This window comes from Shewanella pealeana ATCC 700345 (assembly GCF_000018285.1).
GTDB lineage: Bacteria > Pseudomonadota > Gammaproteobacteria > Enterobacterales > Shewanellaceae > Shewanella > Shewanella pealeana.
The window spans coordinates 2,873,908-2,888,494 of record NC_009901.1 but is presented as its reverse complement, the minus strand read 5'-3'; the positions used below and the strand labels follow the sequence as shown (position 1 = coordinate 2,888,494).

Below are 14,587 nucleotides of genomic sequence, written 5' to 3'. Positions count from 1 at the left end.
TCAACACCTCATTCTAGCTAAACATGTCTATAAGCGGCAAGACTAGCACTGGAATTTCCTCATAAAATTTTGTCTAATAGCAATATTGAAACAAATGGCGCGCATATTTTTAACCTTGTGGGAAATGTAATTGAAAACTATCACTTGTTTATTGCTCACAATAGCAACAATGTTTGTCACATTTCCGACTCTGTCAGACGTGGCTGTAGATAAGTCTCCGCTCATCATATCGATGAGTAATGATACTTATCCTTTCCAGTTTGTGGATGAAAACAATCAACCCAGTGGGTTCTTGGTTGATATTTGGTTGGAATGGTCGAAACAGACTCAAACCCAAGTGATTTTTAAACCTGCGGATTGGATTACTTCTTTAAGTGACTTAGCGCTAGGAAGGGCTGATGTTCACATCGGCATGGCGAAAACAAGCGCAAGAGACCTGCAGTATGATTTTTCATCAAAAATAGCCAGTGTAAACAGTTACCTTTATCTAAATTATCAGCTACCTATCCCATTAAGTTTTTCTGACATCATTCCATACAGAGTTGGGGTTGTAAAAGGCGCAGCCCAGATCGAAATTTTGAAGTCTCTGGAGCCAAAACTTACATTTGCCTATTTTGATAATCGTACTGAACTGCTGAAGTCGGTAATTGATGAGGAGATTCTTGTATTTGTGGGCTTAGAAGGCTTTCTAAGAGAAAGCCAAATTAACAACACTATATCCGTTAAATATCCGCTCGAGAACCGTAAGCTCATCTCTTCGTTTTCCCTCTATCCAGCATTAAAGGAAGAAAATAAAGCATTAGCATCAAAAATCACATCAGGATTTGAGGCAATCAGTCCAGAGGTTATCGAAGAACTTAGGCACAAATGGCTGGGCAACCTTAGATACCAAAATGATATCGTGATTGCGATGCAAATGGGGGTTGAACCATTTGCTGATATCGGCACTGACGGCTTCCCCCATGGTTTGTTAATCGATATTTGGAAGTTATGGTCTGAGAAAACAGGGCTACCTATCCGTTTTGTGGCTGGCAGCATGAAACAGAGCATCGATAATGTTAAGCGGGGGATTGCCGACGTGCACTTAGGCTATCCAGAAAGTGCGTCTATGCAAACAGGGCTTAATCGTGCACATACCATCTATCGGGTGACGAGTCGTTTATTCTCGTTTGAGAAACCACTGCAAAATGTAGACGAGCTCAAAGGCAAAGTTGTTGCGGTTTCACCAACGTCACCCTATCTATCTGAGCTAATTGACACACTTCCCGAGTCTGAAATTCGTTATTATCACTCTGTTGATAGCATGATTGAGGCATCACAGAGAGGGGAGATTAGCGCGTTTGTTGCTGCAGCAGCCTGGACTCAGCATTATTTGCTGTTAAATCATAACTGGGATCAATTTTATCAGTATATGGCTCTGGAATTTAAGACCGACTTGTACGTGCTAAATCGGGGTAGTCAGCAAGGGTTTGCAGACAGAATTTCTGCAGGTTTTACGCTGATCTCTCAGAGTGAATTGGCACAAATTGAGCGAAAGTGGATGTTGAACCCTGAAGATAGAATTTTTAAAAGTCAGCAGAGTTTGATTAACTTAACGCCTGTTCAGCAGCGAATAATTGATGAGATTGGTACCGTGAAAGTCGGTTACCTTCGCAACTGGCGCCCGATGGAGTATCAAAAGGCTGGTCAATACGCGGGGGTTAATAGTGAGATAGTTAATATCATAGCAAATGAACTGGGGCTAGATATTGAAACGCAAGTGTACGATGAATGGGGTAGCCTACTCGATGCTTTAATCCGTGGTGAGGTGGATATGGCTGGCAGTGTGGCTAAAACGCCTGAGCGTGAATTCCAATTGAGTTTCACCGATTCCTATTGGCCCTCTCCTTGGGGGGTTGTAACATCATTAAATAGCGTGAGTACTTACAGTTTAGATGAGCTTAGTGGTCAACGAATTGCCGTCATAGAAGGCTATCATATTGTGGGTGAGTTGATGCGAAAGTATCCAAACCTGAAATTGATATTAGTACCTGATAGTGATGCTGGTCTACGAGCAGTGAGTCAAGCTCAAGCAGATGTCTTTATCGATAAGGTTGTCAACCTAAACAGCGGTATTCGACGCGGGCAGTACGCTAATTTGAAAATGTCTATGTTAGTCGACTTCGCCGAGCAGCGCAGTCATTTTGGTATACACCATACTAAGGAAGCCCTGTTACCATTAATCAACGCTGTTTTGGCCAATATTGATTCTACACGACAGCAGCAGATCCATCAGAAGTGGGCGTCGCAGACAGTCGAGTTTGGTCGTGAGGAATATGAAAACAAGGTGAAGATCGGTATTCTAGTGCTTTCGATGTTAACTATAGTCGTCTTTATAGCACTATTAGCCAATAAGCGTTTACGTAAAGAGGTCGCTTTACGTATTGAAGCCGAAAATAAAATGGCACACTTTGCTAAACACGATAGCTTAACTCAATTACCGAACCGTGCGCTAATCGAAGACCGCCTCGAACAGGCTATCTTGCAGCATGCACGGGATACGGCGCAGTTTGCAGTGGTCTTCATAGACCTAGACAAATTTAAACAGGTTAATGATCGATATGGGCACCAAGTTGGTGATAAATTACTTGTGCATGTAAGCGAAGTACTGACTAATGGTATCCGTCGCTCTGATACGGTAGGGCGTCTTGGTGGCGATGAGTTTGTGATTATTTTAAATGATATCAAAGATCTTAAATCGGTTTATGACGTAACTGAAAATTTATTAGCCAGTCTATCTAAGCCTTTTTTGATTAGTGAACAAACAGTGTCAGTATCGGCCAGTATCGGTATTGCGGTTTATCCAAAAGATGGTGAGTGTATCGATGCACTATTAAAAACAGCGGATCAACAGATGTATCGTGTAAAAAATGCGGGTGGTAGGGCATATAGAAGTACCTAGTTTTGCTAAGATAAGCCAAACTTATTAATTTTTAATCTAAATTGATTGATAGTTAGCCGACTAGTCGAGAAGTTATTTGGAAAACGGCAATATTTCTCTATAATGCCGCTTTTGTCTTGTTTTGAACCAGATCCTCAAGCATCGCTTTGCGGAATAAAGGAAAGAGTTAAATGCGCAGTCATTATTGTGGAGACGTCAATAAGTCTCACGTAGGTCAAGAAGTGACCCTAGTGGGTTGGGTTAATCGCAGCCGAGATTTGGGCGGCGTAGTTTTTCTCGATCTTCGTGATAGAGAAGGTATCGTTCAGGTTGTTTATGATCCAGACCTTCCTGAAGTTTTTGATGTTGCAAGCACACTACGCAGCGAATTTTGTGTTCAGATTAAAGGCCTTGTAAGAGCGAGACCGGATAGCCAGATTAACGCAGATATGCGTACTGGTGAGGTTGAGATCTTGGGTCTAGAGCTAACTATTTTAAACAGCTCAGCGCCATTGCCAATCAACATGGACAAAAATCAGCATAACACTGAAGAGCAGCGTTTAAAGTATCGTTACTTAGACCTACGTCGTCCAGAAATGGCTGACCGTATCGTATTCCGTTCAAAGGTTACTAGCGCGGTAAGACGTTTCTTAGATGGCAACGGTTTCTTAGATATTGAAACCCCAATCCTGACTAAAGCGACACCAGAAGGTGCGCGTGATTACCTAGTACCAAGCCGTACTTATAAAGGTCAGTTCTTCGCATTACCGCAATCACCACAATTGTTTAAGCAGTTGTTGATGATGTCAGGTTTTGACCGTTACTACCAAATCGTTAAGTGCTTCCGAGATGAAGACTTACGTGCTGACCGCCAACCAGAATTCACTCAGATCGATATCGAAACTTCATTCATGACTTCTGCGCAAGTAATGGATAAGACTGAGGAAATGGTACGTGGTTTATTCAAAGAGTTATTGAATGTTGATTTGGGCGAGTTCCCTAAGATGACATTCGAAGAAGCGATGCGTCGTTTCGGTTCTGATAAGCCAGATTTACGTAACCCGCTTGAATTAATCGATGTTGCAGATATCGTCAAAGAAGTTGAGTTCGCAGTATTTAATGGTCCAGCAAACGATCCAGAAGGCCGTGTTGCTGTACTAAGTATTCCTGGCGGCGCGAAACTTTCACGTAAGCAGTTAGATGAATACGCAAAGTATGTGACTATTTACGGCGCTAAAGGCCTAGCTTGGATGAAAGTTAATGACCTTGCTCAAGGCATGGAAGGCATTCAGTCTCCAGTACTTAAGTTCCTAAGTGAAGATGTGGTTAACGCATTGCTTGAGCGCACAGGTGCTCAAACTGGCGATCTAATCCTATTCGGTGCAGATAAAGCTAATATCGTTGCAGAAGCGATGGGCGCACTACGTCTTAAAGCCGGTGAAGACTTTGACTTGCTACAAGGCGAGTGGAAGCCTCTTTGGGTTGTTGACTTCCCAATGTTTGAACGCACATCTGATGGCGGCCTGCATGCAATGCACCACCCATTCACAGCGCCAAGCAACATGACGCCTGAAGAACTAGAAGCGAATCCAATTGGTGCGATTTCTGATGCTTATGACATGGTACTAAACGGTTGTGAATTAGGCGGCGGTTCGGTGCGTATTCATGACAGCAAGATGCAGTCAGCTGTATTTAGAATTCTAGGCATTAATGACGAAGAAGCGAGCGAGAAGTTTGGCTTCCTACTCGAAGCATTACGCTACGGCACACCACCACATGCAGGTTTGGCTTTCGGTTTAGACCGTATCATCATGTTGATGACGGGCGCGAGCTCAATCCGTGACGTGATGGCATTCCCGAAAACGACGACAGCGGCTTGTCCGTTGACGAATGCACCAGGATTTGCCAATCCAGTGCAGTTAGCTGAACTAGGTGTCAGTGTCGTCGAAGCGGAGCCAAAAGCTGACGCTAAAGACACAGAATAATAAAACCCATAAAGAGCCGAGTTAAGACTCGGCTTTTTTTTCGGTAAAATATACCCAAGAGACTTGATAATTACGAATCTTTAGCTCTTACAGGTCGTTTGGGTATAAGTCAGTATTGAGGAGATAGAGATGGCAGGACACAGTAAATGGGCCAACATTAAGCATCGTAAAGCGGCCCAAGATGCAAAGCGTGGCAAACTTTTTACAAAGTTCATTCGAGAGCTCACGGTTGCTGCCCGCGAAGGTGGTTCAGATCCAGACTCGAACCCACGTTTACGTGCCGCCATCGACAAATCCCTTTCTAACAACATGACCCGAGATACGGTCGAACGTGCGATTAAGCGTGGCGCTGGTGAACTCGACGGGCAAGTATTAGAGACCATCATCTATGAAGGTTATGGCCCAGGTGGCACGGCGGTATTAGTCGAGACGATGACTGATAATAAAAATCGTACAGTGTCTGGTGTGCGTAATGCATTCAGCAAATCTGGCGGTAACTTAGGCACCGACGGTTCTGTTGCTTATTTGTTCGATAAGAAAGGCATTATTTCATATGAAGGTGTCGATGAAGATACGGTAATGGACGCGGCATTAGAGGCGGGCGCCGAAGATGTCGTGACTAACGAAGATGGTTCTATCGATGTGCTAACTTCACCGGAAGACTTTGGAAGAGTGAAGGATGCATTGGATAATGCAGGGCTTGAGTCGGTTAATGCTGAAGTAACTATGGTCCCATCGACAAAAGCCGATTTGGACGCGGATACCGCGCCTAAATTCCTTCGTTTGATTGATAATCTTGAAGATCATGATGATGTTCAAGAGGTGTATCACAACGCAGAAATTTCTGACGAAGTGATGGAAGGGCTGGAATAAGTAAAATATGGCCATTATTTTGGGGGTCGACCCTGGGTCTAGGATCACTGGATACGGTGTTATTAAATGTGTAGGCAGGCAACAAGTTTATGTTGGCAGTGGCTGTATTCGTACCAGCTCTGATGAGTTGCCATTACGCCTAAAGCAGATTTTCGATGGTTTATCTGAAATTATCAGACAATATCAACCCGATGAATTTGCGATTGAGCGGGTGTTTATGGCCAAAAATGCGGATTCAGCATTAAAACTTGGTCAAGCAAGAGGCGCAGCTATCGTCGCGGCAACCGCGGCTAATCTGCCCGTTGCCGAATACAGTGCAACTCAGATTAAAAGTGCGGTAGTGGGCACTGGGCGCGCGCAAAAAACGCAAGTGCAGCACATGATCCAGCAACTACTAAAACTCCCAAGCGCGCCACAAGCCGATGCCGCTGATGCGCTTGGTGTGGCTGTGTGTCATTATCACACGAGTCAGAGTCTAGTTGCCTTGGCTGGCAGAGCAAATGTAAGAACATATGGACGATATAAATGATAGGTCGTATTCGCGGAATACTTATTGAGAAACAGGCACCAGAAGTTCTGGTCGATGTTTCTGGAGTCGGTTATGAGCTTCAAATGCCACTCACCAGCTTTTACGAGCTACCTGAGCTTGGGCAAGAGGCCGTTATTTATACTCACTTTGTGGTGAGAGAAGATGCGCAGTTGTTATACGGCTTCGTATCGAAACAAGAAAGAAGTCTGTTTCGATTGCTTATCAAGGCTAATGGCGTTGGACCAAAACTGGGTTTAACGATTTTATCAGGTATGACAGCGGGTGAATTTGTTGCTTGTGTTGAACGAGATGATATCGCGACTTTGGTTAAATTACCCGGCGTAGGTAAAAAAACCGCCGAGCGCTTATTGGTCGAAATGCGCGATAAGTTAAAGAGCTTAATGGAAGCTTCTGTCGGCTCTGAGCGCGAGTTTATGCTGCAATCAAATTACAAGGCGTCAGAAGTTGTAAACACAGCTGAAGAAGACGCAATTGCTGCACTGTTATCACTGGGTTATAAACCTGCCCAAGCGAGCAAAGCAGTATCATCAGTTTATACCGATGGTATGAGTTCAGAAACGCTGATTAAATCTGCATTGAAATCGATGCTGTAAGGGAAAAAGATGATTGAAGCAGATCGACTTATACAACCGAACATAATAGAGCGCGATGAAATCGAAGCCGTTGATCGCGCTATGCGTCCGAAGATGCTGGATGAGTATACCGGTCAGGATGATACTCGCGCGCAGCTTAAGATTTTTATTCAAGCAGCGCAAAAACGAGGGGAAGCACTGGATCATATGCTGATTTATGGTCCTCCAGGTTTAGGTAAAACCACCTTGGCAATGATTGTAGCCAATGAAATGGGAGTGAACATTAAGTCAACTTCCGGCCCAGTTTTAGAAAAGGCTGGCGACTTAGCTGCCTTGTTAACTAACCTTGAGCCAAATGATGTATTGTTTATTGACGAAATTCATCGTTTAAGCCCCGTGGTTGAAGAGATTTTATATCCAGCTATGGAAGATTATCAGCTAGATATCATGATTGGAGAGGGCCCGGCCGCGCGTTCAATCAAGCTAGATCTGCCGCCATTTACACTGGTCGGTGCAACGACCCGTGCAGGTGCATTAACTTCGCCTTTAAGAGCTCGTTTCGGAATTCCACTTAGACTCGAGTTCTACAATGTTAAAGACCTATCAAGCATTGTGACTCGCTCCGCTAAAGTCATGGATCTTGCTATCGATGACGAAGGTGCGATTGAAATTGCACGTCGCTCTCGTGGTACACCACGTATCGCTAATCGCCTACTCAGGCGCGTGCGTGACTTTGCCGAAGTTAAACATCGCGGTGAAGTGACTAAAATTATCGCCGAAGAAGCACTCGATATGCTTGATGTTGACGCGGAAGGCTTTGACTATATGGATAGAAAGTTGTTGTTGGCAATTATCGACAAATTTATGGGCGGCCCAGTAGGTTTAGATAATCTCGCGGCGGCTATCGGCGAAGAGCGAGAAACGATTGAAGATGTGTTAGAGCCTTTTTTAATTCAGCAAGGCTTTATACAGAGAACGCCAAGAGGGCGCATTGCCACTCCTAGAGCCTATAGCCACTTTAATATCATTCAGCCAGTGTCTTAACCCTGCTAGGGATCTTCTTTATTTCAGAGCGTTAAACTCAGCTAGATGCTTTCTATACTTTCTATATTAGAGGAGTGAGATGTGAATGCTCCTCAATATATTTAAAAGTTACCTCTTAAGCCTCCAATATCGTTCAGCTATTAGCCTGCCAGAGTTAAGTCTTAATGCATGAATATATTTCACCGGCTAATGGCCTCGCTCCTTCCTATAAGGTCTGTGTGCACTTACCGTGAAAAGATAATGTAGAGCTTATAAACGATAAAACCTCTCATATAAATCCAATATTGTAACTATCTCGTGTCTAGCTTCTACGGTTTAGGCTAGTCATGCGTGCCATTTAGATTGAATGGACAGAGCCGTTATATCTAGGGGCTAAATTGTGATGAATTTGTACCAAGCTGTTAATTGCTGATTTGTTGCGTTGTTACATTTGTTCACACGTCATCATTTGCGAGCAGACCTTTCCTGAACAGCAACTGAGTGTTAGCTCTATTTAACGAGAAAAAATATGAGCAACATCAAAAAAAAAAGCACTTAAACACTGTGACTTACTAAAGTCACCCTGCCAAAAGTGTGATCCGCGTCACGTTTTTCTGTTTTTGTTGGGTTAACGAAAGGTTGCGTTCTTTTTAGTTTCTTTATCTGTTAATGATGCCACTTGTAGCGAATAACTCTTTTGAGTGGCGGCTTATGCATTATGATTCTGTTTGTTGTTTAATTTGCGCTACTTTTGCTGCGAGAATTTTTAACAAAAAAGCGTAAATAGTTAATAAATTGCTCGATTGACGGCATAAACGTGAAATTGCAGTATCCATACCAACGCCAAAAATAACAAATGGCGTGTATATAAAAATAAAAGGTTAGGGAGTACTACATAATGAACAGACCATCTAAATTGGCCTCAGCGATCAAGTTCGGTTTAATCGCTTCGGTTTCTACGACAGCCTTTACCGTGTCAAATACAGCTTTCGCAGAAGAAGTCGGTGCCGATGTAGAACGCATTGCTGTTACCGGCTCCCGCATTCAGCGTACCGATATGGAAACGGCTTCGCCAGTGACTGTTATCGACGCTAGCGCAATTAAAGCTTCTGGCGCGACTTCTATTGATGAAGTGCTACAGAAAATGACCGCTACAGGCGGCGCCATGACAAATCCTGGCGTTAACAACGGCTCACAAGGTGGAGCTTCAATTAACTTACGTGGTTTAGGCTCACAAAGAACACTTGTTCTAGTTAACAACCGTCGTATGGTTAACTCTGGTACTGGTGCTGCTTCTACGGTAGATTTAAATACAATTCCAGTATCAATGATTAAGCGTGTTGAAGTACTAAAAGATGGTGCATCTTCTGTGTACGGTTCAGATGCGGTTGCTGGTGTAGTAAACATTATTTTAAAAGACGATTTTGAAGGTTTAGAGCTAAATGTTCAAAGCGGTATCTCTGGTCAAGGTGATGCTGAAGAGACTAGCTTTGATTTAACCACTGGTGGCAACTTTGATGGCGGTAACGTTGTCATGGGTATTCAATACATGAAGCGTGGCTCAGCAAGCCAAGCCGATCGTGGTTTTTCCGAATGTCCTTTAACAGAAAGTGGCGGCGAGTTGGTTTGTGCGGGTAGTGTTTACTCAGAGAATGGTCACCTTTATGGACCAGATGGAGACTACCAAGGCAACCCTGATGGCAGCTGGGACGAATATAATCATGTAGAAGATGCATATAACTATTCTGCGGATAGCTTCTTATACACGCCTATGGAACGCTTAAACTTTACAGCGCTGGCGAACTTTGACTTAACTGACGATACAACTTTGTTTACTGAAACTATGTATTCAAAGCGTTGGTCAGAACAGCAAATGGCACCGCAACCTATCTATACAGAGTTTAAGTATACTGAAGCTATGGGAGATAGCTTACTAGAGCATGGCATCAATTACGGAGACGATCTTGGGTATGCTCGCCGTTTGACTGAAGTGGGACCACGTGAATTCAGCCAAGTTGTCGATACTGCGCGTGTAGTTGTTGGCCTAGAAGGTATGCTTGATAACGGTTGGACATGGGACACATCAGTGAACTACGGTCGTAATGACTCGGTTGACCGTCTTGCTAACTTGGTCAACATGGGCTCCCTAAATAAAGATATCTCAGAAGGTAACTTCAACCCATTAGACCAAACATCATGGTCAAGTGACAATATGGACGGTTACACTTACACCGAGCAAAACACTGGTGGTAGTGAAATGTTCATCGTATCGGGTAACCTTTCTGGTGAGGTGATGGAATTACCTGCTGGTTACTTAGGCTTTGCATCGGGTATCGAGCACCGTAAAGAGAAAGCTTGGTTCATTCCTGATTCGCTAACCGCTCAAGGTCTAGCAAACGATCCTAAAGTTGACCCAACTGAAGGTGAGTACGATGTAAATGAAGCTTACTTAGAATTAGCGATTCCATTGCTAGCAGATCTTCCTCTTGCTCAGCAAGTTGACTTAAGTGCGGCAGTACGTTACTTCGATTACAGCACATTTGGTAGCGATAGCACTTGGAAGCTTGGTTTAACTTGGAAAATGACTGATGACTTGATGCTACGAAGTGTTGCGTCTACAGCCTTTAGAGCACCATCAGTTGATGAATTGTATTCAGGAAGCGCTACTTCATTTGATAAGATCACTCACCCTGTAACTGGTGAGAAGAGCTACCAAGCTGAAGTGACTCGTGGTGGTAACGAAAACCTTACTCCAGAAGAAGCTGAAACCTTCACTGTAGGTTTTGTATATTCGCCTAGTTACTTAGATGGATTCTCTGTAACAGCTGATTACTACGATATTTCAATCACCAACTCAATCGCGTTAGTTGATTCAAACTACATCGCAGAGCAGTGTATGAATAGTTCTGGTGAGCAAATCAATACAGACACCGCGCTTTGTCAATCGGCTAATATTACGTATGATCCATTGAGCGGTAAAATTAAATTTAACAATCAGCTACAAAACATTGGTGCAGAAGATACTTCAGGTATTGACGTGAACCTAGCCTATACATTTGAAGTGTTGGGCTTAGATTGGAGAACCGGTCTAGATACGACTATTCTGCTTGAGAACGTGTCTGAAATCTCTGGTCAATCTATTGATTATGCCGGCTATATCACATCGGGAATGGGTAGTTTTGCCAAGGTTAAGAGTAACTTTGACTTAGGCGTACAAGGTGCAGATTGGTCTGCTAACTATCAGGCTCGTTATATCTCAGGTATGGATAGCTATGACTGTCAAGCGGCAGATGCAAGCTGTTTAGCTCCAACAGTTGGAAGTGTTGTTTATCACGATATTTCTGGCTCATATTACTTCAATAACGGGCTTCAATTGTCATTAGGTGTTAACAACCTATTTGATAAAGAACCTCCATATTACTCTGGTAATAATGACGCTAACACCGATCCGTACACTTATGACACGCTTGGACGTTATTTCTACCTTCAAGCAAGTTTCAAAATCTAAACGGTTTTAGACATAAAAAAAGCGCCTTAGGGCGCTTTTTTATTGCTTAAAAAACGGATTAACCTAAACCGTTTTCAGCCGAACTCATCTGAATAAATTCAATTTTGTAGCCATCAGGATCTTCTACAAAAGCAATTTCAGTCGTGCCGCCAGCAACAGGTCCCGCCGGGCGTATAACCTTGCCACCTGCCGCAGCGATAGCTTCACAGCGCGCATAGATATCTTCTTCACCGATAGCGATATGACCAAATGCATTGCCATGATCATAAGACTCAGTTCCCCAGTTATAGGTCAGTTCTATAACCGCGCTACCCGTTGACTCTTCGTCATAGCCGACAAAAGCCAAGGTGTATTTATATTCGCTGTTCTCACTCTGTCTTAGCAGCTTCATGCCTAAAACCTTGGTGTAAAACTCGATACTGCGTTCAAGATTGCCAACGCGGAGCATGGTGTGTAGTAGTTGTGCCATGGTTGATTTCCTAGTCGAATAGGGTAATAGATGTGCAGAAGTATATCTAATACCAATCGTTATAAGAAGTTGATCTACTCAGAGCGCTTTTTGGCAAACTAATTCAAGGCGAATAGCTGAAAGAATGGCTATTCCCTTGTGAAGTTGTTCAACGCAGAAGTAGGCAGCCAAAAACGCTCCAGAATGGCGAGTTTTAGCGGTTCTGATGCAGTGACTCTTATGGAACAAGAGGGAGCTTGACCGTAGAACAACTATGCTCTTCACTCGCTGCCTTGCCTCAGAGCCGCTAAACTCTCGCTGAGCGACCAAATCTTTATACTGATTGGTATAAATTATTGCTGATAGATACTGTTTGTAAAAATTGAGCCAGATCAATTTCTTTAGTCAGTGCCTAGATCACAAAATGCCTAAATTAGTCTGAGAAAGTCGCATATTTCTTATATTATTGACTGAGTTACTTAAGGAGAACACCATGCAAACTGAACTAAAGATGGCACTAGGTCTTACAGCGATTACTGCTGCGTTTTTAACTGTTTTCTTTATCTGTATGTATTAATTTATACAGCTACAAAAAAAGCCGCTTTTAGCGGCTTTTTTTGTAGCTGTCCGTCTGTAAATCCATGACCACGACTTAATCGACTCGTCGAGCCTCAATAGGGCTAGTCTTCAGGATAAACCTTATCTTTGTACTCACACAGATCTTCTATAATGCAGCTACCACAGCGAGGTTTACGGGCAATACAGGTGTAGCGACCGTGTAATATAAGCCAGTGGTGTACATCGACCTTAAACTCGGCTGGAACGACTTTTAGCAGCTTTTTTTCCACTTCGACGACATTCTTGCCAATTGCGAACTTAGTGCGATTTGATACCCTGTCTATGTGAGTGTCGACCGCGATGGTTGGCCAGCCAAAAGCCGTGTTGAGTACCACATTGGCAGTCTTTCTGCCAACACCGGGAAGGGCTTCGAGTGCCTCACGATCCTCTGGAACCTCACCATCGTATTTTTCGACTAAGATCTCACAAGCTTTTACCACGTTAATGGCTTTATTGTTGTACAGGCCGATGGTTTTAATGTATTGCTTAAGACCTTCAACGCCAAGGGCTGCAATAGCCTGAGCCGTATTGGCTACCGGGAACAGTTTATCGGTGGCTTTATTAACACTAACGTCCGTAGCCTGTGCTGATAATGTAACGGCAACCAGCAGCTCAAAAGGGCTTGAGAAATTAAGCTCAGTTTCAGGATGAGGATTATTCTCTCTAAGTCTTTCAAGGATCTGGCGGCGCTTCTCTGTATTCATTATCTATATCCGTATCCTGTATTGTTATTATTTATTGCGGCTTAATTGACCTTAGTAATACGCGCTCGAGTAGGCGCTTCTTGCTCGACTTTAGGCTGTTTCGTAGCAAGATATTGATCTATGGCGTTTTTAAGTGCGATGAGTAAGCCCATACCGATAAAGGCACCAGGTGGTAGCATGGCTAACAGAAAGCTAGTGTTGACCTGCCAGATATGAATGGTTAATGACTTAGCCCATTCACCTAACAGTTGGTCGGCGCCGTAAAATAGTGTGCCTTGGCCTAATATTTCACGAGCTGCACCTAAAACAGATAAGACTAAGGTAAAACCTAATCCCATCATGAGCCCGTCAAAGGCTGATTTTGCAACACTATTACGTGATGCAAAAGCCTCGGCGCGGCCAATAATGACGCAGTTAGTGACGATAAGTGGCAAGAAGATCCCAAGTGATAAGTACAGGCCGTAAGCGTATGCATTTATTAATAACTGCACGGTTGTTACTAGCGCTGCAATGATCATCACAAACACTGGAATGCGGATCTCTTTTGGTACAAAGTCACGCACCAGAGAGACCAAGATGTTTGAGCCGATTAATACCAGCATGGTCGCAAGACCTAAACCTAGGGCGTTGGTCAAGGTTGCGGTAACGGCCAGAAGAGGGCACAGGCCCAAAAGCTGCACTAGACCAGGATTGTTTTTCCAGAGCCCTTGTTTGGTTAGCTCTTTATAATCACTCATTTTCCAACCTCGCAATTGGCAGGTGTCGATAACAGCTGTGCCTTGTTGGCATTAAAATAGCTAACGGCATTCTTAACGGCTTTTACATATGCACGTGGTGTGATGGTGGCACCCGTAAACTGATCGATTTCGCCGCCATCCTTTTTTACATTCCATCGTTTATCTTTATCTGATAATAAAAAAAGTCCATCGAAAGAGCGCACCCAGTCAGACTTTCTAAGTTCAATTTTATCACCAAGACCAGGGGTTTCTTGATGCGATAGTGTACGTACGCCTAACACTTCACCTTTATCGCTGATACCGACAATAATGCGAATATTGCCGTTATAGCCATCAGGGGCAATGGCTTCAATGGCAATCGCTACTCCCTTATCGTTTTTGGTCGCGATATAGGCAGGCAGTGAATTGTCAGTGCCTAAAAACTCCACTGAATTAAGCAAAATGCAGTGCGAAGTCAGTTCGTTATCGTGGATTTCATCAGGAATGATCTGATGTAGCACGCGCGCGAGTTCGACTTTTTCCTGTTGCTTGATTTTATCGTAAGTAAATAGGTTTACCACAGCGACTAAGCCAGTACACAAGAGTGCAAATAGACCTAGAAGCAAACCATTCTTTAACATTGATTTTTTCAAAATAAATTCTCTTTATG

Annotated in this window: 11 protein-coding genes; 7 read left to right on the top strand and 4 right to left on the bottom strand. The window is 43.5% G+C overall.

The window, feature by feature from the left end; translation table 11 throughout:
• The first annotated feature begins 130 nt into the window (after positions 1-130).
• The 7 genes from SPEA_RS12530 (at position 131) to SPEA_RS12500 (ending at position 11,431) form a co-directional block, all read left to right on the top strand.
• Complete coding sequence (locus SPEA_RS12530) at positions 131-2,941, top strand: diguanylate cyclase domain-containing protein (RefSeq protein WP_041410951.1); 2,811 nt, start codon at positions 131-133, stop codon at positions 2,939-2,941.
• Between the two features lie 170 nt (positions 2,942-3,111).
• Complete coding sequence (gene aspS / locus SPEA_RS12525) at positions 3,112-4,905, top strand: aspartate--tRNA ligase (protein ID WP_012155600.1); 1,794 nt, start codon at positions 3,112-3,114, stop codon at positions 4,903-4,905.
• Between the two features lie 129 nt (positions 4,906-5,034).
• Positions 5,035-5,778, top strand: coding sequence for a YebC/PmpR family DNA-binding transcriptional regulator (locus SPEA_RS12520; protein WP_012155599.1), 744 nt, complete (start codon positions 5,035-5,037; stop codon positions 5,776-5,778).
• Positions 5,779-5,785: 7 nt separating this feature from the next.
• Positions 5,786-6,307 carry a crossover junction endodeoxyribonuclease RuvC gene (gene ruvC, locus SPEA_RS12515; RefSeq protein ID WP_012155598.1) on the top strand — a complete coding sequence of 174 codons (522 nt, stop codon included), beginning with the start codon at positions 5,786-5,788 and terminating at the stop codon, positions 6,305-6,307.
• The gene (gene ruvA, locus SPEA_RS12510; protein ID WP_012155597.1) at positions 6,304-6,921 is read left to right on the top strand and encodes a Holliday junction branch migration protein RuvA; all 618 of its coding nucleotides are present in this window, start codon (positions 6,304-6,306) and stop codon (positions 6,919-6,921) included. Before ruvC ends, ruvA begins: the two co-directional genes overlap by 4 nt.
• A gap of 9 nt (positions 6,922-6,930) precedes the next feature.
• Positions 6,931-7,944 (top strand): Holliday junction branch migration DNA helicase RuvB, encoded by a 1,014-nt coding sequence (ruvB, locus tag SPEA_RS12505; protein ID WP_012155596.1) that lies wholly within the window; start codon positions 6,931-6,933, stop codon positions 7,942-7,944.
• Positions 7,945-8,821: 877 nt separating this feature from the next.
• Positions 8,822-11,431 (top strand): TonB-dependent receptor, encoded by a 2,610-nt coding sequence (locus SPEA_RS12500; RefSeq protein ID WP_012155595.1) that lies wholly within the window; start codon positions 8,822-8,824, stop codon positions 11,429-11,431.
• A gap of 58 nt (positions 11,432-11,489) precedes the next feature.
• Here the strand turns inward: SPEA_RS12500 and gloA are convergent, their stop codons facing one another.
• From gloA to rsxG, 4 genes are all read right to left on the bottom strand, one after another.
• Entirely contained in the window at positions 11,490-11,900 is a 411-nt protein-coding gene (gene gloA / locus SPEA_RS12495; protein ID WP_012155594.1) for a lactoylglutathione lyase, read from the bottom strand.
• A 659-nt stretch (positions 11,901-12,559) separates the two neighbouring features.
• Positions 12,560-13,201 (bottom strand): endonuclease III, encoded by a 642-nt coding sequence (gene nth, locus SPEA_RS12490; protein ID WP_012155593.1) that lies wholly within the window; start codon positions 13,199-13,201, stop codon positions 12,560-12,562.
• A 41-nt stretch (positions 13,202-13,242) separates the two neighbouring features.
• Positions 13,243-13,938: an electron transport complex subunit E gene (locus tag SPEA_RS12485; protein ID WP_012155592.1), complete on the bottom strand. Its 696-nt coding sequence runs from the start codon at positions 13,936-13,938 to the stop codon at positions 13,243-13,245.
• Positions 13,935-14,570, bottom strand: coding sequence for an electron transport complex subunit RsxG (gene rsxG / locus SPEA_RS12480; RefSeq protein WP_190272069.1), 636 nt, complete (start codon positions 14,568-14,570; stop codon positions 13,935-13,937). Before rsxG ends, SPEA_RS12485 begins: the two co-directional genes overlap by 4 nt.
• Positions 14,571-14,587 lie beyond the last annotated feature (17 nt).